General features: G+C 72.5%; 19 protein-coding genes and 1 pseudogene. 11 read left to right on the top strand and 9 right to left on the bottom strand.

Annotation, left to right across the window (positions count from 1 at the left end; genetic code table 11):
* Positions 1 to 86 precede the first annotated feature (86 nt).
* The 4 genes from EAO72_RS23780 to EAO72_RS23765 all read left to right on the top strand — a co-directional run bounded on the left by EAO72_RS23780 (position 87) and on the right by EAO72_RS23765 (position 4,414).
* Complete coding sequence (locus EAO72_RS23780) at positions 87 to 1,280, top strand: amidohydrolase family protein (RefSeq protein WP_148019294.1); 1,194 nt, start codon at positions 87 to 89, stop codon at positions 1,278 to 1,280.
* 11 nt (positions 1,281 to 1,291) lie between these two features.
* Entirely contained in the window at positions 1,292 to 2,449 is a 1,158-nt protein-coding gene (locus tag EAO72_RS23775) for an acyl-CoA dehydrogenase (RefSeq protein WP_148019293.1), read from the top strand.
* Between the two features lie 7 nt (positions 2,450 to 2,456).
* Positions 2,457 to 3,404 (top strand): acyl-CoA dehydrogenase family protein, encoded by a 948-nt coding sequence (locus tag EAO72_RS23770; protein ID WP_148019292.1) that lies wholly within the window; start codon positions 2,457 to 2,459, stop codon positions 3,402 to 3,404.
* 485 nt (positions 3,405 to 3,889) lie between these two features.
* Complete coding sequence (locus EAO72_RS23765) at positions 3,890 to 4,414, top strand: ATP-binding protein (RefSeq protein ID WP_261991614.1); 525 nt, start codon at positions 3,890 to 3,892, stop codon at positions 4,412 to 4,414.
* Positions 4,415 to 4,475: 61 nt separating this feature from the next.
* On the opposite strand, the gene EAO72_RS23760 is transcribed toward EAO72_RS23765, so the two are convergent.
* Positions 4,476 to 5,402, bottom strand: coding sequence for a cyclase family protein (locus tag EAO72_RS23760; protein WP_148019291.1), 927 nt, complete (start codon positions 5,400 to 5,402; stop codon positions 4,476 to 4,478).
* A gap of 83 nt (positions 5,403 to 5,485) precedes the next feature.
* On the opposite strand from EAO72_RS23760, the gene EAO72_RS23755 reads away from it, so the two are divergent.
* Positions 5,486 to 6,412 carry an SDR family oxidoreductase gene (locus tag EAO72_RS23755; RefSeq protein WP_148019290.1) on the top strand — a complete coding sequence of 309 codons (927 nt, stop codon included), beginning with the start codon at positions 5,486 to 5,488 and terminating at the stop codon, positions 6,410 to 6,412.
* A 316-nt stretch (positions 6,413 to 6,728) separates the two neighbouring features.
* A complete protein-coding gene (locus EAO72_RS23750; RefSeq protein WP_148019289.1) occupies positions 6,729 to 7,778 on the top strand; it encodes a Zn-dependent alcohol dehydrogenase in 1,050 nt (349 codons plus the stop codon).
* A gap of 11 nt (positions 7,779 to 7,789) precedes the next feature.
* Here the strand turns inward: EAO72_RS23750 and EAO72_RS23745 are convergent, their stop codons facing one another.
* Positions 7,790 to 8,788 carry a GlxA family transcriptional regulator gene (locus tag EAO72_RS23745; RefSeq protein ID WP_148019288.1) on the bottom strand — a complete coding sequence of 333 codons (999 nt, stop codon included), beginning with the start codon at positions 8,786 to 8,788 and terminating at the stop codon, positions 7,790 to 7,792.
* Between the two features lie 115 nt (positions 8,789 to 8,903).
* On the opposite strand from EAO72_RS23745, the gene EAO72_RS23740 reads away from it, so the two are divergent.
* Positions 8,904 to 10,145, top strand: coding sequence for an MFS transporter (locus tag EAO72_RS23740; RefSeq protein WP_261991797.1), 1,242 nt, complete (start codon positions 8,904 to 8,906; stop codon positions 10,143 to 10,145).
* Positions 10,142 to 10,561 (top strand): ribosomal maturation YjgA family protein, encoded by a 420-nt coding sequence (locus tag EAO72_RS23735; RefSeq protein ID WP_148019287.1) that lies wholly within the window; start codon positions 10,142 to 10,144, stop codon positions 10,559 to 10,561. The genes EAO72_RS23740 and EAO72_RS23735 overlap by 4 nt, the downstream gene beginning before the upstream one ends.
* Here the strand turns inward: EAO72_RS23735 and EAO72_RS23730 are convergent.
* The gene (locus tag EAO72_RS23730) at positions 10,518 to 10,850 is read right to left on the bottom strand and encodes a hypothetical protein (protein WP_148019286.1); all 333 of its coding nucleotides are present in this window, start codon (positions 10,848 to 10,850) and stop codon (positions 10,518 to 10,520) included. The genes EAO72_RS23735 and EAO72_RS23730 overlap by 44 nt on opposite strands.
* Positions 10,851 to 11,054: 204 nt before the next feature.
* Between EAO72_RS23730 and EAO72_RS23725 the strand changes: the two genes are divergently transcribed.
* Positions 11,055 to 12,380 (top strand): MFS transporter, encoded by a 1,326-nt coding sequence (locus EAO72_RS23725; RefSeq protein ID WP_410090493.1) that lies wholly within the window; start codon positions 11,055 to 11,057, stop codon positions 12,378 to 12,380.
* A 28-nt stretch (positions 12,381 to 12,408) separates the two neighbouring features.
* Here EAO72_RS23725 and EAO72_RS23720 read toward each other — a convergent pair whose 3' ends face one another.
* Positions 12,409 to 13,032, bottom strand: coding sequence for a flavin reductase family protein (locus EAO72_RS23720; protein ID WP_148019285.1), 624 nt, complete (start codon positions 13,030 to 13,032; stop codon positions 12,409 to 12,411).
* Positions 13,033 to 13,174: 142 nt separating this feature from the next.
* On the opposite strand from EAO72_RS23720, the pseudogene EAO72_RS23715 reads away from it, so the two are divergent.
* Positions 13,175 to 13,894, top strand: a pseudogene (locus tag EAO72_RS23715) (phosphatase PAP2 family protein); the annotation flags it as partial.
* Here EAO72_RS23715 and EAO72_RS23710 read toward each other — a convergent pair.
* Both EAO72_RS23710 and EAO72_RS23705 read right to left on the bottom strand, forming a co-directional pair.
* Positions 13,856 to 14,542, bottom strand: coding sequence for a response regulator (locus EAO72_RS23710; protein WP_148019284.1), 687 nt, complete (start codon positions 14,540 to 14,542; stop codon positions 13,856 to 13,858). The pseudogene EAO72_RS23715 and the gene EAO72_RS23710 sit on opposite strands and share 39 nt — an antisense overlap.
* 52 nt (positions 14,543 to 14,594) lie before the next feature.
* Complete coding sequence (locus EAO72_RS23705) at positions 14,595 to 16,040, bottom strand: sensor histidine kinase (RefSeq protein WP_410090492.1); 1,446 nt, start codon at positions 16,038 to 16,040, stop codon at positions 14,595 to 14,597.
* Positions 16,041 to 16,196: 156 nt separating this feature from the next.
* Here EAO72_RS23705 and EAO72_RS23700 point away from each other — a divergent pair, with 156 nt between their 5' ends.
* The gene (locus tag EAO72_RS23700; RefSeq protein WP_148019282.1) at positions 16,197 to 16,760 is read left to right on the top strand and encodes a Uma2 family endonuclease; all 564 of its coding nucleotides are present in this window, start codon (positions 16,197 to 16,199) and stop codon (positions 16,758 to 16,760) included.
* A 10-nt stretch (positions 16,761 to 16,770) separates the two neighbouring features.
* Here the strand turns inward: EAO72_RS23700 and EAO72_RS23695 are convergent, their stop codons facing one another.
* From EAO72_RS23695 to EAO72_RS23685, 3 genes are all read right to left on the bottom strand, one after another.
* The gene (locus EAO72_RS23695; protein WP_148019281.1) at positions 16,771 to 17,664 is read right to left on the bottom strand and encodes an enoyl-CoA hydratase/isomerase family protein; all 894 of its coding nucleotides are present in this window, start codon (positions 17,662 to 17,664) and stop codon (positions 16,771 to 16,773) included.
* 67 nt (positions 17,665 to 17,731) lie between these two features.
* Positions 17,732 to 19,960, bottom strand: coding sequence for an acetate--CoA ligase family protein (locus tag EAO72_RS23690; protein ID WP_148019280.1), 2,229 nt, complete (start codon positions 19,958 to 19,960; stop codon positions 17,732 to 17,734).
* A 185-nt stretch (positions 19,961 to 20,145) separates the two neighbouring features.
* Positions 20,146 to 21,615: a flavin monoamine oxidase family protein gene (locus EAO72_RS23685; RefSeq protein ID WP_148021996.1), complete on the bottom strand. Its 1,470-nt coding sequence runs from the start codon at positions 21,613 to 21,615 to the stop codon at positions 20,146 to 20,148.
* Positions 21,616 to 21,626: the final 11 nt, after the last annotated feature.

Raw genomic sequence — 21,626 nt, 5'->3', positions numbered from 1 at the left:
CCTTGTCGGTCCAGGGGTGCGGGGCTAGCCTGTGGGCGACGTCAATCTGACGGGTCATCAGAAATGTGTGCGCCGAAGGGGACACCATGACGGAACTGCCTCGGATCGTCAGCGTCGACGACCATGTGATCGAGCCGCCGCACCTCTTCTCGACCTGGCTTCCCGCCAAGTACCGCGAGCGCGGACCACAGCCCCTGACCGCGGGCATCGGGGAGCTGGCGTACACCGGCGGGAAGTACGTCATCACGATGGACCCGGACGGGCCGCCGACCGACTGGTGGATCTACGAGGACCTCAAGTTCCCGTACAAGCGGAACATCGCCGCCGTGGGGTTCGACCGGGACGACATGACGCTGGAGGGAATCACCCGGGCCGAGATGCGGCGCGGGTGCTGGGACCCCGTCGAGCGGCTCAAGGACATGGACCTCAACCATGTCGAGGCGAGCCTCTGCTTTCCCACCTTCCCGCGCTTCTGCGGGCAGACCTTCGCCGAGGCCCACGACAAGGAGGTCGCGCTCGCCTGTGTGCGCGCGTACAACGACTGGATGGTCGAGGAGTGGTGCGGGGACAGCGGCGGCCGGCTGATCCCGCTGTGCATCATCCCGCTCTGGGACATCGGTCTGGCCGTCGCGGAGATCAGGCGGAACGCGGCGCGCGGGGTGCGGGCGGTGACCTTCTCGGAGATCCCGACCTATCTGGGGCTGCCGTCGATCCACACCGGGTACTGGGACCCGTTCTTCGCCGTCTGCCAGGAGACCGGCACGGTCGTGAACATGCACATCGGGTCCAGCTCGCAGATGCCCGCCGCCTCGCCCGACGCCCCGCCCGCCGTCCAGGCCTCGCTCTCCTTCAACAACGCGATGGCCTCGATGATGGACTTCCTCTTCAGCGGCGTGCTGGTGAAGTTCCCGCAGCTCAAGCTCGCGTACAGCGAGGGCCAGATGGGCTGGATCCCGTACGCCCTGGAGCGCGCCGACGACGTCTGGGAGGAGCACCGGGCGTGGGGCGGGGTGCGCGATCTGATTCCCGAGCCGCCGTCCACGTACTACTACCGGCAGATGTTCTGCTGCTTCTTCCGCGACAAGCACGGCGTCGCCTCGCTCGATGTCGTCGGGCGTGACAACGCGACGTTCGAGACGGACTACCCGCACGTGGACTCGACCTTCCCGCACACCAAGGAGGTCGCGCTCGACCACGTCAAGGGACTGGACGACGAGACGGTCTACAAACTGATGCGCGGCAACGCGATCCGGATGCTCGGCCTCGACCTCGACAAGTAGGCGCGTGCGTCATGGACCTTGCCTACACGGAGGAAGAGGAAGCTTTCCGGGCGCGGCTGCGGGAGTGGCTGGGCTCGGTGCTCCCGGGGCTGCCCGCGAAGCCGGACCCCGGTGACTGGCCGGGCCGCAGGGCGTACGACGCCGGCTGGCAGCGGCTGTTGTACGACGCCGGGTACGCGGGCCTGCACTGGCCCGCCGACGCCGGCGGCCGGGGCGCCACACCCACGCAGCACCTGATCTTCCTGGAGGAGACGGAGCGGGCCGGGGCGCCCTATGTCGGGGCGAACTTCGTCGGGCTGCTGCACGCCGGTCCCACCATCGCGGCCGAGGGCACCGCCGAACAGCGGGCCCGCTGGCTGCCGCCGGTGCTGCGGGGCGAGGAGATGTGGTGCCAGGGGTTCAGCGAGCCGGACGCGGGATCGGACCTGGCCTCGCTGCGGACCCGGGCGGTGCGCGACGGCGACGACTACGTGGTGAGCGGGCAGAAGATCTGGACCTCGCACGCGGAGGTCGCCGACTGGTGCGAGCTGCTGGTGCGGACGGATGCGCAGGCGCCGAAGCACCGGGGCATCAGCTGGCTCGCGATGCGGATGGACGCTCCCGGCGTCACCGTCCGGCCGCTGCGGACGCTGGCCGGGTCCACCGAGTTCGCCGAGATGTTCCTCGACGAGGTGCGGGTGCCCGTCTCGCACCGCGTCGGGGCGGAGAACGACGGCTGGCGGGTCACCATGGTCACGCTCTCCTTCGAGCGCGGCACGGCCTTCGTGGGCGAGGTCGTCGCCTGCCGCCGGACGCTGGACGCGCTGGCCGCCGAGGCCCGCAGGAACGGGCGCTGGGACGACGCGGTGCTGCGCAGGAGGCTGGGGCGGCTGAGTGCCGAGTTCCGGGCGCTGTGGCGGCTCACCCAGTGGAACGTGAGTGAGGCGCAGGCCAGTGGGGGAGTGCCCGGGATCGGCGGTTCGGTCTTCAAGCTGCGGTACTCGCATGTCCGCCAGGAGCTGTACGAGGCGGCGGCGGAGGTGCTCGGCGCCGGAGACGCCCTGGATCTGGACCGGGAGTGGGTGCTGGACCGGCTCTCCTCGCTCTCGTACACGATCGCGGCCGGCACCTCGCAGATCCAGCGGAACATCGTCGCCGAGCGGATTCTCGGCCTGCCGAAGGGGCGGTGAGCGGGGAGTGGACTTCCAGCTCTCGGAGGACCAGCGGGCCCTGCGGGCGGGGATACGGGGCCTGCTCGCAGGCCGGTTCGACCGGGACCGGATGCGGGCGGCGCACGAGCGGGGCGGAGGCGTGGACCGGGCGCTCTGGCGGGAGCTCGGCGCGGCCGGGTTCTTCGCGCTGCGGCTGCCGGAGGCGACGGGCGGGGTCGGTCTCGGGCTGCCCGAATCCGTACTTATGTTCGAGGAGGTGGGGCGGGCGCTGTTGCCCGGGCCGCTGGCCGCCACCCAGCTCGCCGCAGGCGTGGTGAAGGGGGCGGCCGAGGGCGAGGCCGTGGTCGCGCTGGCGGAGGCGGGGCGGCCCGTGGGGCACCTGGAGGAGGCCGACGCGCTGCTGGTCCTGGACGGGGACCGGACCCGCTTGGTGAGCGGCGGGGCGCTGCGGCGGCTGGTGGGCGAGGCGCAGCCCGTGCGGTCGCTCGATCCGGGAACGCCGTTGTGGCGGGTGCCGGACCTGTCCGCGTACGAAGGTGAGGTGCTGCCCGACGGGGCGCGGCTGCGGTGCGAGGGTGCGCTGCTGGCGGCGGCCGAACAGCTCGGCAGTGCCGGCCGCAGCCTGGAGGCGGCCGTCCAACACGCCCGTGAGCGGGAACAGTTCGGTGCGCCGATCGGGGCGTTCCAGGCGGTCAAGCATCTGTGCGCCGGAATGCTGGTGCGCGCCGAGCCGGCCCGCAGTGCCGTCTACGCGGCCGCGGTGACCGGGGACCCGGTGGAGGCCGCGGCGGCCAAGCTCCTCGCCGACGAGGCGGCCGTCGACAACGCCCGCGACTGCCTCCAGGTGCACGGCGGCATGGGCTTCACCTGGGAGGCGGATGTCCATCTGCGTCTCAAGCGGGCCTGGCTGCGGTCCGGGCAGTGGCTGACGGCGGCGGACGCGGAGGAGGTGCTGGCGGCCGGTCTGGGCTGAGCGGGGTGCATGGGTGCCCGGTGCACGCACGTGACGCGACGGACCCCTGAGGTTCACGCTGCGGAGTGACGCAGCGCAGTCGGCACGTCCCGATACCGGCTTGTGTCCTTTGCGTAATTCGTCACGGGCCGGAGTCGGCGCCGGGCTCGGGTACGCTCCGTTGGATGCGAGTGGTTCTGGAACCTGGCGATCCGGATGTGGCCTGTGCGGCTGCTCCGGTCCGCGAGAGGTGCCCTGCTCGTGATCCACACGGAAGCGCCGGGCCTGCCGGGGAAGCGATTCCCGGGGCGACCGCGCGCCTCTGTTCGACTCTCCGCGGCGCGCGTCGCACAGTATGCACCACGCGTACTCCTTCGCGTTGGAATATGCCCGAAGCGCTTGTTGCGGTGACTGTACGTCAACCATGCTGTCTCGTAAGGGAATCACGTTCCGTGACCCTGAGGAGGCGCGAGGCGATGTGTCCGCCGGTTCGGATGGTGTGAGCGGTGCAGGTGCTTCAGGTTCAGTTGGAGGTCGGGCCCGACCCCGCGGAGGTCGGACGGGCTCGCAGATGGGCGCGTTCGAGGCTTGTCGGGTCCGGGATAGGAGACGACGAGCCGCTGGCCGAGACGCTCATCCTGCTCATCTCGGAGCTGGTCACGAACGCGGTCGTGCACACGGGCTGTCCGGCCGTGCTGCGCATGCTGTTCGGCTCGACGGGCGCCCCGGGCAACGCCGGGACCGTGCGGGTCGAGGTGGCCGACGCCAGCTGCCGCCCGCCGCAGCAGCGGCACGCGGAGGGCGAGGACACCGGCGGGCGCGGCCTTGAACTGGTCGACGGCCTGGCCGACCGCTGGGGCTGGCAGCCGGAGGGCGCGGGCAAGCGCATCTGGTGCGAGGTCGACCGCGGCATCCCGCTGATCCAGGTGCAGCTGCAGCCCGGCCCGCCCGAACGCGAAGGCGCCGACGGCTGCGGCGCGGGCACCGCGTACGAGGCACACGAGGCGCACGCGGGCAGCCACCGCGCGTAGCGACGCCGCCCGACCGCGCACGGGCCGGGCGGTGGGGGGTTGCCGTGCGCGCGGCGGCGGCTCAGAGGATCGCGACCGGGGCGACCGGCGTGCCGGTGGCGCCGGTGAAGGGCTCCGGCATGGCGGAGAGCAGGAAGGCGTAGTGCCCCGCGTCCGCACAGGCTGTGGACAAGTCCTCCAGGTTCCAGTTCTGGCCCTGGAGCATGCCCATCTCGACCAGGTCGAGCGCGTGCACGCCCAGCCACAGGTCCTCGATCTCCGGTGGGAAGATCTCGAAGGTCAGCGTGTCATTGGCGACCGCGGCCACATCCCGGGCCCGGAACCACTCCGGCGTACGGATCGACAGACCCGGTGACGGATACCCGTAGGCGTTCTTGTCCCCGGAGAGGTACACCCGCACCTGTCCCGTCCGTACGAGGACGATGTCCCCGGACCGCACGCGGACCCCGGCCAGTTCCTCGGCCGCGTCCAGGTCCTCCGGAGTGACCGCGTGGCCGCCCGGCAGGCGGTCCACGCCGTGGGCGCGGGCGACGTCCAGGAGGACCCCGCGCGAGACGATGTGCGGCGCCTTGTCGATGCCGCTGAACTGTGCTCCGCCGTGGGCGGTGATGGTCGCGGCGGGGCGGCCGTTGTAGATCTTCCCCGAGTGCGAGGCGTGGGTGAGGGCGTCCCAGTGGGTGGCGGTCTGGAGGCTCATGACCACGCTGTCGTCGCTGGTGGCGACGGTGCCGGGGCCGAAGAGCTCCTGGTTGATCTGGACCATGGTGTGCAGCGGATTGACCCGCCCCTGGATGAGCCCGTTCTGGACGCCGTCCTGCTGGAGCGGGAGGGCCAGTGGGACGCGCCGGCCGCTGCGGACGGTGGCCGCCGCCTCCCGTACGACCTCGTCGGTGATGAGGTTGAGGGTTCCGATCTCGTCGTCGGCTCCCCAGCGACCCCAGTTGTTCACGCGCTTGGCGAGGTCGTGGAACTCGTCCGGCAAAGACATGGCGCCTCCTGGGGCTTGTGCCGGTGGACCTGATGACCCATAGAATCTAACGGTCCGTCAGAAACCGCGGGAAGGGGCCGGGCATGGGGAACTTCTTGGCAGGCAAGGTCGTGGCAGTGACGGGTGCCGGGCGCGGCATCGGGCGGGCCGTCGCGCTCGCCGCGGCGGCGGAGGGTGCGCGGGTCGTGGTCAACGACTACGGCGTCTCCATCGAGGGTGGTGAGCCCGCCAGCGAGATAGCCGAGTCCGTCGTCAAGGAGATCGTGGCGGCGGGCGGCGAAGCGGTCGCGGTGGCGGACGACATCTCCACCATGGCGGGTGGGCAGCGGGTCGTGGACACCGCGCTGGCGCGGTTCGGCCGGATCGACGGCGTCGTCTGCGTGGCCGGGATCCTGCGCGAACGCATGCTCTTCAACATGTCCGAGGCGGAGTGGGACCCCGTGGTCGCCACCCATCTCAAGGGCACGTTCACCGTCTTCCGGGCGGCCTCCGCGGTCATGCGCAAGCAGGAGGGCGCCGGCACGCTCATCGGCTTCACGAGCGGCAACCACCAGGGCAGCGTGGCCCAGGCGAACTACAGCGCGGCCAAGGGCGGCATCATCTCGCTCGTCCGCAGCGCGGCGCTCGGCCTCCACAAGTACGGCGTCACGGCGAACGCGGTCGCGCCGGTGGCGCGTACCCGGATGTCCGCGAACGTCCCCATGGAGCTGAAGGAGATCGGCGAACCGGAGGACGTGGCGGCACTCGTCGTCTACCTGCTCAGCGAGCGCGCCCGCGCGGAGAGGATCACCGGCCAGGTGTACACGATCGCCGGCCCGAAGATCGCGGTCTGGGCCCAGCCGAGGGAACTGCGCGCGGGGTACGCGGAAGGGGCGGCGTGGACTCCGGAACGCATCGCGGACTTCCTGCCCGGAACGGTCGGGACGGACCCGATGCCGATGCTGGCGCAGCTGGAGGAGATGGCAGCGGCGGCGAAGGCCGCGGCGGAGGGGGCACGGCCGAACGCGTAGCTCGCGGTGCGCATATTCAGCCCCTCCGGCGATTGAGGAGCGGGGTCCGGGGCAGCGCCCCGGCCACGTGCCCGCGCCGAGCAGCCGGGGCGCGGCCCCGACCGGGGGCTCCGCCCCCGCACCCCCGCTCCTCAATCGCCGGAGGGGCTTGAAATGGGCCCCCGAGGCCGGGCAGGGAAAGGGGCGTCGCCCCCGCGAGGGATCGGCGCGAGAGGGCCCCGGACCCCGCTCCTCAATCGCCGGAGGGGCTTGACATGGGCCCAGCGGAACACCACCGCCGAGTGCAACGTGCGCTCGGCCAACCGAGGGAGCCGAGATGAGAGGCGTCGTCTTCGACGGCAAACGGACCGAGGTCGTCGACGACCTGGAGATACGCGACCCCGGCCCCGGCGAGGTGCTGGTCGGAATCGCCGCGGCAGGGCTCTGCCACAGCGATCTGTCGGTGATCGACGGAACGATCCCGTTCCCGCTGCCGGCCGTGCTCGGCCACGAGGGCGCCGGCGTCGTCGAGGCGGTCGGCCCGGGCGTGAGCCATGTCGCGCCCGGCGACCACGTGGCGCTGTCCACGCTCGCCAGCTGCGGCGCCTGCGCCCAGTGCGACCGGGGAAGGCCCACGATGTGCCGCAAGGCGATCGGGATGCCGGGGCAGCCCTTCTCGCGGGGCGGGAAACCGCTGTACCAGTTCGCGTCCAACTCGGCGTTCGCCGAACGGACCCTGGTCAAGGCCGTGCAGGCGGTGAAGATCCCCGCCGATCTGCCCCTGACCTCGGCCGCCCTGATCGGCTGCGGGGTGCTGACGGGCGTCGGGGCCGTACTGAACCGGGCCAGGGTCGACCGGGGCGAGAGCGTCGTCGTCATCGGCACCGGCGGCATCGGGCTCAACGTGATCCAGGGCGCGCGGATCGCCGGTGCGCTGACCATCGTCGCGGTCGACTCCAACCCCGACAAGGAGGCCGTGGCCCGTCAGTTCGGCGCCACGCACTTCCTCACGTCGGCCGACGGGGTCAAGGAGATCCTTCCGCACGGCGCCGACCACGCCTTCGAGTGCGTGGGCCGCACCGAGCTGATCCGTACCGCGATCGACCTGCTGGACCGGCACGGCCAGGCGATCCTGCTCGGCGTGCCGGCGGCGACGGCCGAGGCGTCGTTCCTGGTCTCGTCGATGTACCTGGACAAGTCGATCCTGGGCTGCCGCTACGGCTCCTCGCGCCCGCAACGCGACATCGCGCTGTACGCGGAGCTGTACCGCGAGGGCCGGCTGCTGCTGGACGAACTCGTCACCGAGACCTACCCGGTGGAGGACTTCGCCAAGGCGGCGGACGACGCGCACCACGGGCGGGTGGCCCGGGGCGTGCTGGTCTTCTAGGGCGTGCCGGCTCAGCGCTGCCGGGCCCCGGCGGCCGTCGACCGGAACGTTCGCCGGTACATGGTCGGCGACACCCCCAGCGCCGCCTGCAGATGCTGCCGGAGCGAGGTGGGGGTGCCGAAGCCGGCGTCCCGCGCGATCCGGTCGACCGAGAGGTCCGTGGACTCCAGCAGCCGGCGGGCCAGCTCCACCCGCTGCTGGGTCAGCCACTGGACCGGGCTGATCCCGACCTCCTCGCGGAACCGCCGGGTGAACGTCCGTACGCTCATTGACTCCTGCTGCGCCATGTCGCGCAGCAGGATCGGCGACTCCAGCCGGCCGAGCGCCCAGGCGCGGGCGGTGGTCGTGGCCGAGACGCCCGGGTCGGGGAGCGGGCGCTGGATGTACTGGGCCTGGCCGCCGTCGCGGTGCGGAGGTACGACCGTGCGCCGGGCGACGTCGTTGGCGACGGCGGTGCCGTGGTCGCGGCGCACCATGTGCAGGCAGAGGTCGATACCGGCGGCGACGCCGGCGGACGTGAGGACGTCGCCGTCGTCGATGAACAGGACGTCGGGGTCGACCCGCACGGCGGGGAACAGCTTCTGGAAGTGGTCGGCTGAGGACCAGTGCGTGGTGGCCGGGCGGCCGTCGAGGTATCCGGCCGCGGCGAGCACGTAGCTGCCGGTGCAGATGGAGACCATCCGGGTGCCGGGCCTGATGTGCGCGAACGCGGCGGCGAGTTCGTCGGTCAGCCGGCCCTCGGTGTAGACCGGGCCGAGTTCGTAGCTGGCGGGGATCACCACGGTGTCGGCCGTGGCGAGCGTCTCCGGGCCGTTCTCGACGGCGATCGTGAAGTCGGCGTCGGTGCTGACCGGGCCGGGCGGCCGGATCGAGCAGGTCACGACTTCGTACAGTTTCCGGCCCCGGTTCAGCGGCTCGGAACCGAGCGAACGACCGAAGATCCTTTGAGGGATGCCCAGTTCGAAGGGAAGCAGCCCATCGAGGGCGAGAACGACGACCCGGTGCGGCACGGTACGGACTCCCTTCGCACTAGCTGGTTTAGACCATAAGCTGATACATGTCCTCGGTGTGAAGGAAAAGTCAGCAGACCTCGCGGGCATTCCCGCCGCGGATCACGAAGGCGCTCTGCGTGATGCGCCGCCCCTGCCTCCGCTGCCGTGCTCGCCGCTCGGACCGGACCGGCTCTGGAACCGTAACTTCCGGCTCTTCTTCGTAGCCCGGACCGCCGCCCTCTTCGGCGACGGGATGATTCCGGTGGCGCTCACCGCGGGGCTGCTGGGAGCCGGGCGGCCGCACTCCTCGGTGGGGTTCGCGCTGGCGGCCTGGATGGGCCCGCTGGCCCTGTTCGTCCTCTTCGGCGGCGTCCTGGCGGATCGTTTCACCCCGCGCCGGATGATGATCATCGCCGACGCGCTGCGGCTGATCGGCGCGTCGGTGCTCGCCGTCTCCTTCGCCACCGGCAACCCGCCGCTGTGGGCGGTGTACGCGCTGAGCGCGGTGGCCGGCGTGGGGGCGGCGCTCTTCCAGCCGGGCGTCGCGTCGACGACCCCGCGGGTGGCGACGGACGTGCAGCGCGGCAACGCGGTGCTGCGGGTGTCCGAGGCGCTGATGACCATGGCCGGCCCGGCGTTCGCGGGCATGCTCGTCGGGCTGGCGAGCGCCGGTGCGGTCTACGCGGCCAACGCGGCGACGTTCCTGGTCTCGGGCGTCTGCCTCTTCCTGCTGAGGCTCGCGCCCGCACCCTCGGACGAGGCGCCGCGCGGGACGTTCGTCGCGGAACTGGTGGACGGCTGGCGCGAGTTCAGGGCGCGCAGCTGGCTCTGGGGCGTGATCGCGATCTGGACGGTGTACGGCTTCGCCGTGCTCGGGCCGATGCTCCCGCTGACCGCCGTCGAGGTCACCGAGGCCCACGGTTCGGGGACGTACGGCGCGATGATGGCGGTGAACGGCGCGGGCAGCGTCCTCGGCGGCCTGCTGGCCCTGCGGCTGCGCCCGCGCCGCCCGCTGACCGCCGGGGCCTTCGCGCTGACCGGTGTGTGCGTGAACCTGGTGGTGCTGGGGCTCGGACTGCCGGTGCTCGCGCTGGGGGCCGGACAGTTCGTGGCGGGTGCGGCGTTCGCGTTCTGGCTGGTGATGTGGTCGACGACCGTGCAGACGCACGTACCGCCTCAGGCGCTGAACCGGCTGCACGCGTACGACGTGGCCGGCTCGCTGCTGATGCTGGCGGCGGGCCGCGCGCTGGCCGGTCCGGTGGCGGACCGGCTGGGCGCCCCGGAGGTGCTGCTCGCCGGTGCGGTGATCAACATGCTGGCGGTGGGCGTGCTGCTGGCGGCCCGGCCGATCCGGCGGCTGGAGCGGATCGGGTGAGGGCGCGCGGACGACGTGTCCGCCGGGTCCGCGCCGTCGCGGCCGGGGCGGCCGTGCTGACCGTCGCGGCCGGGCTCGGGGTGCGTGCCGTGGCGGACGGCCCGGTCGCCAAGTACGCGGGTGACGCGCTCTACACCGTCCTCGTCTGCGCCCTCGTCGCCCTGTGCGCACCCCGCGCCCGGCCGCTCGCCGTGGCCGGGGCCGGGCTGGGGGTCAGCTGGGCGGTGGAGTTCCTCCAGCTCACTGGCGTACCCGCCGAACTGTCCGCGCACAGCGCGGCGGCGCGGCTGGTGCTCGGCTCGACGTTCAATGCGCCCGACCTGCTCGGGTACGCGGTGGGGGCGGCTGCCGCCTGGGCCGGGTGCGCGGCGGCTACTTCCGGCGCGACCGCTCCTCGGACTGCTGCATCTCGATGACGCGCAGGACGTGTGCGCTGGTCTGCCGGCGCACACTGCCCGCGACGAGGAGCCCCGCGCCGGCCACCGAGAGGGGCGCGGAGACGGCCAGGAGGACCAACTGCGTGGGCATGGTGCTGTCCAGCTCGCAGATCGACGACGCGCGGAAGCAGTACAACGAGTCGTCCTGATCCCACATCAGGAAGCCCAGCCGCACCCACAATCCGCACGCCACGAGCAGCAGAACGGCCCCCCACCCCTGCATCAGCGCCGAACTGCGGTGGAAGTGCTGACGTTCGACCCACTGCATGAGATACCCCCGGGACGTGGACGGAGCGGCGCGGACGCGTATCCACTCGCCCTGCTCCGTGCGTCCGGCCGCCGATCGACGCAGATCGTACGCGCATACGGTTCCGCGGTCCCGGGTCGGGCGGCGCCGCCTGGCCCGATCCTTGCGAACCATGTCCCTCGGGCCACTTACCGGAGGAGGCGCCTGGGCCGGATGCTGGGCGGCGTGACCCAGACAACCGAACCCGCCGCCCGCGACGACAGCCTGCGGACCGGCCACGAGGCACTCCGGCCCCGCCGCGTCCACCGCGTCCACCGCGCCTGGATCGTCGCCGCCGTCGCCTTCGTGACGATCATCGGCGGCGCCGCCTTCAACGCCCTGCCCGGGCTGCTGATCGACCCGCTCCACCAGGAGTTCGGCTGGTCGCGCGGGGAGATCGGCCTCGCCGTCTCCATCGACATGGCGCTGTACGGACTCACCGCACCGTTCGCCGCGGCGCTGATGGACCGGTTCGGGATCCGCCGGGTCGTGGTCGTCGCCCTCAGTGCCGTGGCGGCCGGTGCGCTGGCCAGCGTGTGGATGACCGCGGCGTGGCAGCTGATGATCTACTGGGGGCTGCTGGTCGGCCTCGGTACGGGCGCGATGGCGATGTCCTTCTCCGCGACGGTCACCAACCGCTGGTTCGTCGCCCGCCGCGGCCTGGTCACCGGCATCCTCACCGCGGCCGGCGCCTCGGGGCAGCTCGTCTTCCTGCCCCTGTGCGCCTGGATCGTCGACCGGCACGGCTGGCAGCCCGCCTCGGTGACCGTCGCTCTGGCCGCCCTGGCCGTCGTCCCGTTCGTCATGCTCCTGATGCGGGACCACCCGGCCGATGTGGGCCTCGCCCCGTACGGCGGCGAGTACGTCGCCAAGCCCGCGCCCGCGCGCGGGGCGGCGCGCCGGACCGTACGCGTCCTGCTCGACGCGGCCCGCACCGGCCCGTTCTGGCTGCTGGCCGGGTCCTTCGCGATCTGCGGCGCCTCGACCAACGGCCTGATCCGCACCCACTTCGTGCCCTCGGCCCACGACCACCACATGCCGATCACCGCCGCGGCCTCGCTGCTCGCCGTCATCGGGATCTTCGACATCATCGGCACGGTCTTCTCCGGCTGGCTGACCGACCGCTTCGACGCCCGCCGGCTGCTGGCCGTCTACTACGCCCTGCGCGGGGTCTCGCTCCTCTTCCTGCCGGTCCTGATGCAGGACACCGTGGAACCGCCGATGGTCTTCTTCATCGTCTTCTACGGCCTCGACTGGGTCGCCACGGTCCCGCCGACCCTGGCCCTGTGCCGGGAGCAGTACGGCGAGGACAGCGCGATCGTCTTCGGCTGGGTCCTCGCCTCGCACCAGGTGGGCGCGGCGCTGGTGGCGTTCCTCGGCGGGGTGGCGCGCGACCACTTCGGCTCGTACGACGTGGTCTGGTACGCGGCGGGGGCGCTGTGCGCGATGGCGGCGCTGATGGCGCTGATGATCCGCCGGGCGAAGGGGCTGCCCGCGGCCGTCGCGGGTTGACCGCTCAGCCGCTGCGCGGGGTGACCGCTCAGCCGCTGAAGCGCCCGAACGCTCCACGGTGGAACAGCAGCGGCCCTTCCCCGTCCCCGTCCGCCGTCGCCCCCAGTGCCTCCACGCGGCCGACCACGATCAGGTGGTCGCCGCCGGTGTGGACGGCCTGGATGCGGCAGTCGACCCAGGCGGGCACGCCCTCCAGCAGCGGCGAGCCGGTCGCGGGGGCGGGGGAGTGCGCCACCCCGGCGAACTTGTCGGCCCCGCTGACCGCGAAGCCCCGGCACAGCGCGCCCTGGTCCGCGCCCAGGATGTTGACGCAGAAGGCGCCGGCGCGGGCGATGCACGGCCAGGTCGTCGACGTGCGGGCGACCATGAACGTGACCAGCGGCGGGTCGAGCGAGAGCGAGGAGAACGACTGGCAGGCGAAGCCCGTCGGCCCGGCCGGCCGGTCGGTGTCGCCCGGATCGTGGGCCGTGACGACGGTGACCCCGCTCGCGAAGTGCCCCAGCACGCGCCGGAACTCGCCCCGGTCGAGCGGCATCCGCTCGTCCTCGGCGACGGCCCGCAGCGAGGGGCGCGGCAGCGGATCGACCCGCTCCGGGCCGGCGGCGGTCGGAGCGCCGACGGACCTGAGGTAGCGGACTGCGGTTGCGGCCATGCCTGCGTGTCCCATCACCCTTCGATTAGAGCTGACGATGCGTCAGATGGGAAGGGGCGGGGGCACCCCCGACCTTCGTCAGGGGTGGCCCCTGCCGTTCGGCCCGGGAGTTCCGCCTCCGTCGCTCCTAGGTTCGGGCGTCATGAGAAGAGAATCCGGAAGCAGGACCCCGAGCGCACGGCCCCTGCTCGCCTGCGTGGTCCTGGGTGCGGGGGCGGCCGCGGTCGTGGGCCTCGCCCCGGGAGGCCTGGGGAGCGAGCGGGCCGTGGAGGTGACGGACGGCGCCTCGGCGTCCGTGTACCGGTCGGTGACCGATGCGGTGGCCGATGCGCCCTCCTGGGTGGGACCGCCGCTTGAAGCGGCCTGCGACGGGACGCTCGTGGCCCTCGGGCTTCTGCTGGTGTGGGTCTGGTGGTCTGCCGTGCGACGGGGCGACACCCGGGGCTCCGCCGGTGCGGTGCTCACCGGGACCGGCACCGTACTCGCCTACGCGACCAGCGAGGCCGTGAAGCTCGTCGTCGACGAGGAGCGCCCCTGCCGGGTTCTGCTCCGTGGCGCGGCGGCGGTCGCCGAGTGCCCGCCACCCGGCGACTGGTCCTTCCCGAGCAACCACGCCACCCTGGCGGCCGGACTCGGCGTGGGCCTGGCCCTGCTGCGGCCGCGACTGGCCGCCGTCACCCTGCCGTTGGCGGTGGCGGCAGCGCTGCTGCGGGTCCTGGTGGGGGCGCACTACCCGCACGATGTGCTGGCCGGTGCGGTACTCGGTGGGGCGGTGGTCGCCGGCGTGCTGCTCGCGTTTCTCCCGATCGCCCGGGCGGCGGCGTCAGTACTCGGCGGGCGGCTGCGCAGGGGCGACGACCCCGGCCTCGTGGGCGACGACCGCGGCGGCCGCCCGGTTGTCCACGCCCAGCCGGGCCAGGATGGAACTCACGTGGGCCTTGACCGTCCCCTCGACCAGGTGGAGCCGCCGCGCGATCTGCCCGTTGGACAGCCCGCCGCCGAGGAAGGCCAGTACGTCGCGTTCCCGGGCGGTGAGCGTACGGACCCGGTCCCGGGCGGCGGTACGGCGGCCGGCCAGGGCGCCCGCGCCCGTCGCCGAGAGATGGGCGACGACCCGGGCCGCGACCTTCGGTGACAGATAGGCGGCGCCGTCGGCCACCGCGCGGACTCCGGCGATCAGCTCCTCGGGTTCGCCCGACTTGATCAGGAATCCGGCGGCGCCGCCTCCGAGGGCCTGGAGGATGTAGTCGTCCTCACCGAAGGTCGTCAGCATCACGACGCCCGTCGCCGGGACGGTGCGCCGGATCTCGGCGGCCGCCTCGATGCCGTTGGTCCCCGGCATCCGGATGTCGAGCACGGCCACGTGCGGGTGGTGGCGGTGCGCCTGTTCCACGGCCTCGTGGCCGTCCGACGCCTCGGCGACGACCTCGATGCCCGGATCGGTGGAGAGCACGGCACGCACCCCGGCGCGGATCATCGGCTCGTCGTCGGCGATGAGGACGCGGATCATCTGTCTTCCTTCGTGGTGATTCCTCGGTGGTGCGGGAGGGGGCGTGGGGCGTTCACGGGGCGAGTGCCTCCTTGGACAGCAGTCTGCCGTCCCGGAAGCAGAGCCGGTACGCGTCCCCGGACCGGTCGTCGAAGCGGTCGGCGGTCATCGCGTAGTACGCACATCTGACGCCCGGTCCCTTCGGTTCCCCGGCCACCGGCCGCTGTCTGGTCTCGCGTTCGGGCAGCAGGCGCACGACCGAGGCCCGTTCCTGGCCCACCCGCAGCCGGGCGTAGTCGCCCGGGTCCAGGACGGACTGCCGGGCCGAGTGGATGTCCCATCCCATGAGCGCGGCGCTCAGGACCGCCCACGCCGCCAGCGGCAGTACGACGGCGAGGGCCAGGGCCCGGCGGACGCGGCCGCGGGCGCGCCGGTGCTCKGGGGGCAGGTCCTGCTGGACGGCCTCGGGGACGGCCTCGGGGACTGCGGGGACGGCGGCGGGGAGATGGACGGGCGGGGCGTGCGGGAGGCGTGCGATGACTACGAAGCCGTCGTCGTACGGGCCGTGGGTGAAGGTGCCGCCCGCCAGCCGTACGCGTTCGGCCAGCCCGATCAGCCCCAGTCCGGTGCCGGGGGCATCCGTTCGGCCAGTCGGTCCGGTCGCCGGGCCGTTCTCGACCCGCACCGTCGTCACCCCGCCTCCGTGAACCAGCCGCACGTCCACCCGGGCCCGCGGCGCGTGCTTGGCCGCGTTCGTCAGGGACTCCTGGACGACGCGGTGGGCGGCCCGGGCGGCCGGCGGGGGCATCGTTGCGGCGTCGCCCTCGGTATGGAGGGCGACCGGGAGACCGGCGGCGGCGGCTTCCGCGACGAGCCGGGGGATGCCGGTGCCCGGAGGTCCGGGCGGCCCGTCGTCGGCCTCCTCACGCAGGAGGCCGATCACCTCGCCGAGCCGCTCCACCGAGGCAGCCGCCCGGGCCCGGATGTCGCCGGCCGCTGCCCGGTGGACCTCGTCCAGCCCGGGAGCGAGTTTGAGGGCGCCCGCCGACAGGGCGATGAGGCTCAGCTCGTGTCCGAGGACGTCGTGCATGTCCTGCGCGATGCGGGCCCGTTCACGGGACCGCGCCTGCTCCGCGACGAGCCGTTGCTCGCGCTCCAGCCGTCCGGCCCGCTCCCAGCCGGCCCGTACGAGCTCCTGGTACTGACGCCAGAAGCGTCCCGCGAACCACGGCAGCATCGCGGCCACCACGACCACGGCGACGAACCGGCCCGCCATCAGCAGCCAGGACGGCACCAGAGCCACCGCCACCACTCCACCGGCCACCACCGTGACGAGCACCAGAACGGTCGGCCCGGTCCTGCCCGGCTCGCGCCCGGCCAGGAACGCCGTCACCGCGGCGGGCAGCGCCCACCACAGACTGACCGTGCTCAGCGCGACGCAGGCCGCAGCGGCGACGGTCCACAGATGCCCCGGGGCTGCGGCCCGCCGGAGCGCGCCGCTGATCTTCGTTCTCTCCACCCCGTCGACCGTACGCATCCGGAGGCCGGGGCGGCACTGCCGAAAGTCAGGGGTATCCACGAGGTGAGCGGCAACCCTTCGTAGGCATCTGCGACAGCTGGTGGCGCAACAGATACTCTGAGTGGTCAGAGGTGGTGGGGCGAGAGGAGACGTGAGATGACCAGCGCGCCCGATTACGGGCAGGGCATCGACTCCGAACGCGCCCTGAAATTCGCCGTACAGCACATCCGCGGAGATCGTGTCCAGATCATCGAGGGGATCATCGAGCCCGTGTCACCGACCTGGGACCACGAACGAGCCGCCCGAGTGGTCCGTCGGCAGATCGAGGACCGTGTCGACGAACTCGGGTGCGTCGAGGGCTCGGGAAATCTGGACCTGCCCGGGTCGTCGAACTGGTACGTGCCCGACATCGCCGTCGTACCCGAGGCGCTCGCCAAGGGGGGCGGGGCACTGCTCCCCGACCAGACGCTCCTCGTCGTGGAAGTCACGTCCGAGTTGAACGCGGACACCGACCGGGTCGTGAAGCGGCGCAGGTACGCCGAGTACCGGGCCCCTCTTTACCTCTTGGTCGACCGGATCGAGGGCAGCGTGAAGCTGTTCTCCGAGCCGGGCGATCTCGGCTACACCCGGGTGGACGGCCCGCACCCGTTCGGTACGGTGCTACGGCTGCCGGACCCGTTCGATCTGGACCTGGACACCAGCGGGCTGTCCCCCGCGTAGAACGGCCCTCTCACACCCCCCGGTACTTCGGCACCCGCCGCTCCACGAAGCTCGCCACGCCCTCGTTGGCGTCCTGCGTCGTCATGTTGATCTCCTGAGCCATCGCCTCGGCGGCGAACGCCGTGGCCCGGTCCGCGTCCAGGGACGCGTTGACCAGCTGCTTCGTGAGGGCGATCGCGCGGGTCGGCCCGTCGGCCAGCCGCTGGGCCCAGGCCCGTGCCGTCGCCGTCAGCTCCTCGTCCGGGACCGTCCGATTGACCAGTCCCAGGCGCTCCGCCTCCGCCGCCGGCAGCGAGTCGCCGAAGAACATCAGTTCCTTGGCGCGCTGCGGACCGATCAGGCGCGGCAGCAGGTACGCCCCGCCGCCGTCCGGTACGAGGCCGCGGCGCACGAAGACCTCGATGAACTTCGCCGACTCGGCGGCCAACACGAGGTCGCAGGCGAACGCGAGGTGCGCGCCGATGCCCGCCGCCGTGCCGTTGACCGCGGCGAGGACGGGCTTCTCGCAGTCCAGGACCGCGGCGATCAGGCGCTGGGCGCCGAGCCGGATCGTACGGGCCACGTCGCCCGGGACCCGGTCGCCGGTGGCGGGAGAACCTGTGGCCGGGGAGCCGGTGGCGGGGGAACCGCTGGCGGGGGCGCCGCGCAGGTCGGCGCCGGCGCAGAAGCCGCGGCCGGTGGCGGTGAGGACGACGGCCCGGATGCCGGGGTCGGCGGAGGCCTCGGCGAGCAGGGCGATGACGCGTTCGCGCTGGTCCCAGGTGACGGCGTTCATCGCCTCCGGGCGGTTGAGCGTGATCCAGGAGACGCCGTTGTCAGTGGCGTGGAGTATCAATGACTCAGGCGATCCGGACGGGTCGGCGCGGTCGGTGTGGTCAGTGGTGTCTTCGGGGGAGGACGGCATGAGGCAGCTCCTGAGCGGGTGGTGGGCCCGGTGGCGGGGCGGGCGTTCGGCGTGGTGGCGGGGCGGGTCAGCGGCAGACCGCCAGCGCGTCCAGGGCGACGGCGCCCTGTCCGCGGCCCAGCACCATCAGCGGGTTGATATCGAGTTCGCTGAGGTCGTCGCCGAGTTCCAGGGCCATGCGCTGCACCCGCAGGACGACTTCGACGAGGGCGTCCACATCCACCGGCGGACCGCCCCGCACACCTTCCAGCAGCGCCCTGCCGCGCAGTTCGCCGAGCATCGCCCGCGCCTGGTCCTCGCCGAACGGCGGCACGCGCACCGCCGCGTCGTGCAGCACCTCGACGAGTACACCTCCGAGGCCGACCGTCACCGTCGGTCCGAACAGGGCGTCCTGTGTGACGCCGACCATCATCTCGACGCCCCGCTCGACCATCTGGCAGACCAGGATGCCGTCCAGCTCGATGTCCTCGTAGCGCGCGATGTCGGTGAGTTCGCGATAGGCGTCCCGCACCTGGCTGGCGGAGGTGAGACCGACCTTGACCAGGCCCAGTTCCGTCTTGTGCGCCAGCCGCGCGCCGGACGCCTTCATGACGACGGGGTAGCCGACGAGACCCGCCGCCCGGACGGCCGCCGCGGCGCTGGTCACCAACTGCTCCCGGGGAACCCGGATTCCGTAGGCGCGCAGCAGCTGCTTCGCCGCGTGCTCGCTCAGCTGGTGGCCCGGGCGCATCAGTGCCTGCGCCTTGCGGAAGGAGGGCGACGGGGTGCGCGGCGCCTCGTCGAACGGGGAGCGGTAGGAGACGGTGAACCGGTGGTGGTCCAGATACGCCTTGACCGCGGTGATGCAGTTGCCGAACGTACGGAAGGTGGCGACGCGGGACGAGCCGAGCAGCGTCGTGCGGTAGGCGTCCTCGGTGCCGACCGGCGAGCCCCAGATCACGCACACCAGCTTGTCCGTCGCCTCCGCCGCGTCCACCAGGTCCTGCGCGAGTCTGTCGCTCATCGGCGGGAAGGGGCCGGTGATCGGACAGATCAGCACCCCCACCCCGGGGTCGGCGAGGATCGCGTCGATGATCTTGCGGCCGCGCCAGTCGCCGACCGGGTGGCCGCCGTTGTCGACCGGGTTCGCCACGTTCAGGTAGGAGGGGATCCAGGTGTGGAGTTCGGCCTGCTTCGCCTCGGACAGGACCGGGAGCGACAGACCGGCCTCCGTCGCCAGGTCCGAGAAGTGCGCGCCCGTGCCGCCCGAGATCGAATACACCACGACGCCGTCGGCGAGCGGCTTGCGAGCGCGGGCCAGGAGGGCCGCGGTGTCCTGGAGTTCGTCGAGACCGTCCACCCGGATCACGCCGAACTGCCGCATCGCCGCGTCGACGACCTGGTCGGCGCCGGTCAGCTTGCCGGTGTGTGACGCGGCCATCCTGGCCCCCGTCTCCGTGCGTCCCACCTTGACCGCCACCACCGGCACCCCGGCCCGTGCGGCCCGGTCCGCGGCGAGCAGGAAGGAGCGCCCGTCCTTGAGCCCTTCGACGTAGCAGGCGATGGCCCCGACCTCGGGGCGCTGCGAGAAGTACGCGATGAAGTCGGAGGTCTCCAGATCCGCCTCGTTGCCCGTGGGGGCCCAGTGCGAGAGCCGCACGCCCAGCTCCTGGAGCGTGTAGACGGGGCGGCCCTGGTGGCCGGACTGGGTGATCAGCGCGATCGCCGGCCCGTCCAGGTCGTCGCGGAACTCCTCGAAGGCGTTGAGGTTGGTGTTCGGGCCGAGCAGGCGCAGCCCCGACCGTTCCACGGCCGCGGCCAGCCGGGCCTGCGCGGCGGCGCCCTCCGCACCGGTCTCGGCGAAACCGGAGGCGAAGGCGACGGCGAACTTCACCTTGGCCTGCCCGAGCTCCTCGATCACGGGGAGCGGGTCGCCGACCAGCAGCACCGCCAGGTCGACCTGTTCCGGCAGGTCGGCGACGGAGGGGGCGCAGGGACGGTCGAACACGGTCTCGCGCGTGGGGTGCACCGGATACAGCCGTGCGCCGACCCGCTCGGACCAGGCGATCAGTTGACGGGTGATCCCGGTGTTGGGGCGCCCCTCCGTGTCGGACGCGCCGATGACGGCGACGGACTCCGGCCGGAAGAACCGGTCCAGATCCGGTACGGGCGCGTGCAGCGGGCGGCCGCTGACGTCGAGGTCGCCCTCCGCGGCGGCGGCCGCCATGCTGTGGACGGCGGCGTGCGGTTCCTCGCCGCAGGCCACCACCCTGGCGCGGAAGTCGGTGGTGAGGGTGCCGTGAGTCGATCCAAGCATCGTTCCGCCCACTCCTGCTCGAAAGTCCGTCGGCACGTGTGGTGCCCGGGCACAAAACTGACGCTCTGTCAGGTTACTGAACTGACGGCCCGTCAGGAATGGTCGTGCAGGGAAAGCTTGAGAGCGGTGGTCCGGGATCTTGCCACCGGACCACCGCTCTCGGACTGAGGGACGCCCCATGGGCGTCAGAGTGCGGCGACGACCTCCTTGGCGACGCGCTCGCCCGAGCGGACCGCGCCGTCCATGTAGCCGTTCCAGTACGTCGACGTCTCCGTGCCCGCCCAGTGGATCGCCCCGACGGGAGCGCGCAGGGCTGCGCCGTAGCGGGTCAGGACGCCGGGCGGGGCGTAGGCGACCGGGCCGCCGCGGGAGTAGGTCTCGTTGTCCCAGCGCTGGAGCACGAAGCCGGTCGGGGTCTTGGCACGGTCGCCGAAGTACGTGGCGAAGTCCTTCAGGACCACCGCCCGGACCTCGGCCTCCGTCGCCCCGTTGAGCCCGCGCATCTCGTCGGACTCGATGAAGCCCATCAGGGCCCCGTACGAGCCGTCCGGCGGGGAGTTGTCGAACGTGGAGCGGACGGCGCCGGAGTCGCTGACCACCTGGCCGTTGAGACCGGCGGCCCGCCAGAACGGCGTGTCGTACACCGCGATGGCCTTGCCGACCGACCCCATCGGCAGCCGCTGGCCGAGCTGGTCGCGGGTGGCGGGCAGGCCCGGAGAGAACGTGATGCGGTTGGTGAGCGAGGGCGGCACGGCGATCACCACGCGGCGGGCGGAGACGGTGAGCCCGTTCGCCTCCACGGTCAGCCGGCCCGCGCCCTGGGCGATCCGGGTGACGGGTGCGTTCAGGGCGACGCGGTCCCCGAGGGACTGGGCGAGGCGCAGCGGCACCTGGGCGGAACCGCCGACGAACCGGGTCGCCTGGGCACCCGTGCCCGTCTCGGTGAGGCGCTCGAAGGTGCCGGGCGTCGTCTCGTTGCCGGCCGCCCGGATGTAGAACAGCACGAACAGCAGCGAGAGCTCACTCGGCTCGGCGGAGAACACCGAGGTGCACGCCACGTCGAAGAGGAACTTCGCGGACGGGATCACGGCGTTGTGCTTCAGCCATGTCTCGAAGGTCTGGCTGTCCCACTCGTCCGCCTTCGCCGCCGTCCACGGGGCGTCGACCGGTACCTGCTTCGCCAGGTCGTTCAGCATCGCCTGCACCGCCGCCGCGTTGGCGAGCCCCGCCACATCGATCGGCGGGACGGCGCCGAGCAGCCCGTCGGTGGCGTAGGGGGTGCGCTTGCCGTCCTTGAACAGGACGTTCTTGCCGGTGTTGTACGTGGGGAAGGTCGCCACCCCCAGCGAGTCGGCGAGCGCCTTCATCCGGTCCTGCGTCGGGCCGATGAACTCGCCGCCGCCCTCGCTGGTCCCGCCGTTCGGGAGCGCCAGGTTGAGTACCCGGCCGCCGACCCGGTCGCGTGCCTCCAGGACCAGGACGGACTTCCCGGCGGCGGCCAGATCGCGGGCGGCGGTCAGGCCTGCCAGCCCGCCGCCGACCACGGCGACGTCCACCTCGCGCGGGGCGGCGCCCGTGGAGCCGGGAACGGCCGCCTGTGCCGGACCGGCCGCGGCGATCGCCGAGACCCCGGCGGCCGCCGCACCTCCCAGCATCGCGCGCCGGG

The sequence above is a fragment of the Streptomyces sp. OR43 genome (assembly GCF_008042275.1).
GTDB lineage: Bacteria > Actinomycetota > Actinomycetes > Streptomycetales > Streptomycetaceae > Streptomyces.
The sequence above is the reverse complement of the archived record's forward strand: the minus strand, read 5'-3'. Positions and strand labels throughout refer to the sequence as shown.

Coding starts and splice junctions, on each gene's coding strand:
- EAO72_RS23780 (WP_148019294.1), top strand. CDS start 87: ATGACGGAACTGCCTCGGATCGTCAGCGTCGACGACCATGTGATCGAG.
- EAO72_RS23775 (WP_148019293.1), top strand. CDS start 1,292: ATGGACCTTGCCTACACGGAGGAAGAGGAAGCTTTCCGGGCGCGGCTG.
- EAO72_RS23760 (WP_148019291.1), bottom strand. CDS start 5,402: ATGTCTTTGCCGGACGAGTTCCACGACCTCGCCAAGCGCGTGAACAAC.
- EAO72_RS23755 (WP_148019290.1), top strand. CDS start 5,486: ATGGGGAACTTCTTGGCAGGCAAGGTCGTGGCAGTGACGGGTGCCGGG.
- EAO72_RS23750 (WP_148019289.1), top strand. CDS start 6,729: ATGAGAGGCGTCGTCTTCGACGGCAAACGGACCGAGGTCGTCGACGAC.
- EAO72_RS23730 (WP_148019286.1), bottom strand. CDS start 10,850: ATGCAGTGGGTCGAACGTCAGCACTTCCACCGCAGTTCGGCGCTGATG.
- EAO72_RS23720 (WP_148019285.1), bottom strand. CDS start 13,032: ATGGCCGCAACCGCAGTCCGCTACCTCAGGTCCGTCGGCGCTCCGACC.
- EAO72_RS23710 (WP_148019284.1), bottom strand. CDS start 14,542: ATGATCCGCGTCCTCATCGCCGACGACGAGCCGATGATCCGCGCCGGG.
- EAO72_RS23700 (WP_148019282.1), top strand. CDS start 16,197: ATGACCAGCGCGCCCGATTACGGGCAGGGCATCGACTCCGAACGCGCC.
- EAO72_RS23695 (WP_148019281.1), bottom strand. CDS start 17,664: ATGCCGTCCTCCCCCGAAGACACCACTGACCACACCGACCGCGCCGAC.
- EAO72_RS23690 (WP_148019280.1), bottom strand. CDS start 19,960: ATGCTTGGATCGACTCACGGCACCCTCACCACCGACTTCCGCGCCAGG.
- EAO72_RS23685 (WP_148021996.1), bottom strand. CDS start 21,615: ATGCTGGGAGGTGCGGCGGCCGCCGGGGTCTCGGCGATCGCCGCGGCC.